Raw genomic sequence first — 3,936 nt, 5'->3', positions numbered from 1 at the left:
CGCGCAGCGCCTCGGCGATGCTGGTGTCGTCCGGCTCGGTGTAGGCGACCGCGTCGCCGCCGACCTCGGGCAGCGAGGTGCGGTGCGTGGTGAGCCCCTCCGCAGCGGGAGCCGGGGCGCGCGGACACTCAAGGGGCGCGCGGGCGCTCAGCGGGTGTCGGAGCCCGTGCTCACCAGGGCGGCACGGCCCGCCTCCAGCCGGGCGACGGGAATGCGGAACGGCGAACAGGACACGTAGTCCAGGCCGGCCTGGTGACAGAAGTGGATCGAGTCCGGGTCACCGCCGTGCTCGCCGCAGATGCCGAGCTTGAGGTCGGGCCTGGTCCGGCGCCCCTCCTCCGTGGCGATCCGCACGAGCCTCCCGACGCCGTCGCGGTCCAGCGACTCGAACGGCGAGACACCGAAGACGCCCAGCTCCAGATACTTGGAGAAGAACGCGGCCTCGACGTCGTCACGAGAGAACGCCCAGGTCATCTGGGTCAGGTCGTTGGTTCCGAAGGAGAAGAACTGCGCGGCCTCGGCGATCTGCCCCGCCGTCAGCGCCGCGCGGGGCACCTCGATCATCGTGCCGACCAGCGCCTCGACGCCTACCTCGGCGAGAATCCGCTGCGCCTCGTCCTTGACGTACTCCAGTTCCTGGACGGCGCCGACGAGCGGGATCATGATCTCGGCGCGGGCGCCCTCGACGGCCTTCGCGGCCTCGGCGATCGCCCTGACCTGCATGGTGAACAGGCCGGGGATGACCAGGCCGAGCCGTACTCCGCGCAGGCCCAGCATCGGGTTCTGCTCATGCAGGCGCTTGACCGCGGCCAGCACCCTGAGGTCCTTCTCCTCCGCCTGGTCCCCGGCGAGGGCGACCTTCACCGACAGCTCGGTGTAGTCGGGCAGGAACTCGTGCAGCGGCGGGTCGATCAGCCGGATCGTGACGGGCAGACCGGCCATCGCCTGGAAGATCTCGATGAAGTCCGCCTTCTGCAGCGGCTCGAGGGCGGCCAGCGCGTCCGCGCGGTCCTCCTCCGAGGCGGCCAGAACGAGGTCCTCGACCAGCTGCCTGCGGTCACCGAGGAACATGTGCTCGGTACGGCAGAGCCCGATTCCCTCGGCGCCGAACCGGCGGGCGCGGGAGGCGTCCTCGGCGTTGTCCGCGTTCGCCCGCACCCGCAGCCGCCTGGCGGCGTCCGCGTGGGTCATGATGCGGTGCACGGCTGCGACCAGCTCGTCGTCCTGGTCGGTCGCGCCCTCGAAGTACTCGACGACCGGGGAGGGGACGACGGGCACCTCACCGAGGTAGACCGCGCCACTGGAGCCGTCGATGGAGATGACGTCGCCCTCGGAGACCACGACGCCACCGGGCGCGGTGAACCTGCGCTCCTTGGTCGAGACCTCGAGCTCCTCCGCGCCGCACACGCAGGTCTTGCCCATGCCACGGGCAACGACCGCGGCGTGGGAGGTCTTGCCGCCACGGCTCGTCAGCACGCCCTGGGCGGCGATCATGCCCGCCAGGTCGTCGGGGTTGGTCTCGCGGCGGACCAGGATGACGGCCTCGCCTGCCGCGGCCAGCTCGACGGCCCGCTCCGAGGAGAAGACGGCCTTGCCGACGGCGGCGCCGGGCGAGGCGTTCATGCCCTTGGTGATCCTGGCGGTCTTCGCGTCGTCGGCGAAGCGCGGGAACATGAGCTGGGCGAGCTGGGCGCCGTTCACCCGGGTCACGGCCTCGTCGAGGTCGATCAGGCCCTGGTCGACGAGCTGCACGGCGATCCGGAAGGCGGCACCCGCGGTCCGCTTGCCCACCCGGGTCTGGAGCATCCACAGCTTGCCGCGCTCGACCGTGAACTCGATGTCGCAGAGGTCGCGGTAGTGGTTCTCCAGCGTCTCCATGATCTTCATGAGCTCGTCGTAGACGGCCTTGTCGAGGCGCTCGAGGTCCTGCAGCGGCATGGTGTTGCGGATGCCGGCGACCACGTCCTCGCCCTGGGCGTTCTGCAGGTAGTCGCCGTAGACGCCCTGGTGGCCGCTGCCGGGGTCACGGGTGAAGGCGACACCGGTGCCCGAGTCCATGCCGCAGTTGCCGAACACCATCGAGCAGACATTGACGGCCGTGCCGAGGTCGGCGGGAATGCGCTCCTGGCGGCGGTAGAGGATGGCGCGCGGCGCGTTCCAAGACTCGAAGACCGCCATGACCGCCATGCGCATCTGGTCGTGGGGGTCGGCGGGGAAGTCCTTACCCGTCTGCTCGAGGACGATGCCCTTGTAGGTCTCGACCAGGCTCCGGAAATCGGACGCCTCGAGCTCCAGGTCGTCGCGCCCGTCCTTGAGTTCTTCGAGGGCGTCGTCGAACAGCTCGCCGTGGATGCCCTGGACGGTCTTGCCGAACATCTGGATGAGACGGCGGTAGGAGTCCCAGGCGAACCGCTCGTTGCCTCCGGCCTGCTTGGCCAGGCCGTGCACCGACTCGTCGTTGAGCCCGATGTTCAGGACGGTCTCCATCATGCCCGGCATGGAGAACTTGGCTCCCGAGCGCACGCTGACCAGCAGCGGGTCGTCGGCCTGACCGAGGCGGCGGCCCATCTTGCCCTCAAGCGCGGCCAGGTGCCGGGAGACCTCCTCCTCCAGCCCTTCAGGAAGCCCGCCGTCCTCGAGGAAACGGCGGCACGCGTCGGTGGTGATGGTGAAGCCGGGGGGCACCGGCAACCCGAGATTGGTCATCTCGGCCAGGTTGGCCCCCTTACCGCCGAGCAGATCCTTGAGATCTTTGTTGCCCTCGGTGAAGTCGTAAACGTACTTGGGCACGGTTGCTCCTTCTGCGACTTCAAATGACGTGTGGTTCCGCCTTGCTTGGACTCTACCGACCAAGAAGAAGACGAAACGCCACCCACCCGACGAAGGGGTGTTTGCCCAGGTAGAAGCCTACGCGGCGGTCTAATCCAATTTAAATCGGCAGCAAAACCTCGGCGATATGGACCACCCCAAGAATTGGTATAAACCAATTGGTATAAACCAATTGTCTCAGTATTCAAACGCGTTCACGGGGGGTTCAACCCCTGCGGTATGGGGTACCGCCCCCGGGAACACGGATCAGCCGTCCCGGCTGTCACATCGGCACCGGCCGTCACACCGATCCGGGAACGCTCCCCCGAAGCCCGCGATCTCCTGGCTCACCGCGACTTCGCATGGGATTGTCACCTTTGTGATGAGTAGTGGGGAAGAGAACAACCACCGGCCCTGGGTGAGTCCCGACCACCGGGGGGACCGGCCGGGAGCCGCGCGGGAGACGTGGCAGCCGCCTCGGGGGCGCGCGGGAGCGCGGCGCCGTACGAGACGGGTGGTCGCGCTCGTCACCGGGACGCTCGCTCTGGCCGCCACGGTCACCGGTCTCGTGGTCCTCGCGCCACGCTCCGCACCCGGCAGGGAAGAGACAGCGGCGAGCACCCGGGCGTCCGCGCGCCCCGCGGCCCCGGCCTCGCCGGAGGGCGGGGCACCCGCCCCCACGACGACCGAGGAGTCACAGGACCAGGACGCCGTCGCCTATATCGACGACATGCGGCTCGGGACCTGTGTGAACGAGGTGTCGGACAGCACCCTGTCCGACAAGAACAGCGGTGTCCTGCCGCTGGCGAGCTGCGCGGGCCCGCACGACGGCGAGGTGCTGGCCAGGTTCCTGCTGCCCGCGGGCGGCTGGCCGGGAGGGGGGAGGCTGAGAGCCTTGGCCGTCGAGGGCTGCCGGGCGCGACTGGCCCCGATCTTCGAACGCAGCCCCGTCGGGGAGCGGCTGGCCTCGCTGGCCTTCGTCCCGCTGCGGGAGGAGTGGCCGGACGACCGGCTCGTGATCTGCGTGGCCGTGCACAGGCAGGTCGGGCCGCTCGTCGGGCCGGTGGACCCGGAGCAGGCCGGTCCCGCGCAGACGGAGGCGGGGGGGGCGCCGCGGGGGGGGGGCCG

Annotated in this window: 2 protein-coding genes; one reads left to right on the top strand and one right to left on the bottom strand. The window is 69.7% G+C overall.

All coding sequences use genetic code 11. The features are described 5' to 3' along the window. Positions 1-147 precede the first annotated feature (147 nt). Positions 148-2,790 (bottom strand): pyruvate, phosphate dikinase, encoded by a 2,643-nt coding sequence (gene ppdK / locus AB0395_RS47690; RefSeq protein ID WP_366294880.1) that lies wholly within the window; start codon positions 2,788-2,790, stop codon positions 148-150. 400 nt (positions 2,791-3,190) lie between these two features. Between ppdK and AB0395_RS47685 the strand changes: the two genes are divergently transcribed. Next, a partial coding sequence (locus tag AB0395_RS47685) for a hypothetical protein (RefSeq protein WP_366294877.1) occupies positions 3,191-3,936 on the top strand: 746 nt, incomplete at its 3' end.

It is taken from the genome of Streptosporangium sp. NPDC051023, assembly GCF_040689595.1.
Lineage (GTDB): Bacteria > Actinomycetota > Actinomycetes > Streptosporangiales > Streptosporangiaceae > Streptosporangium.
The sequence above is the reverse complement of the archived record's forward strand: the minus strand, read 5'-3'. Positions and strand labels throughout refer to the sequence as shown.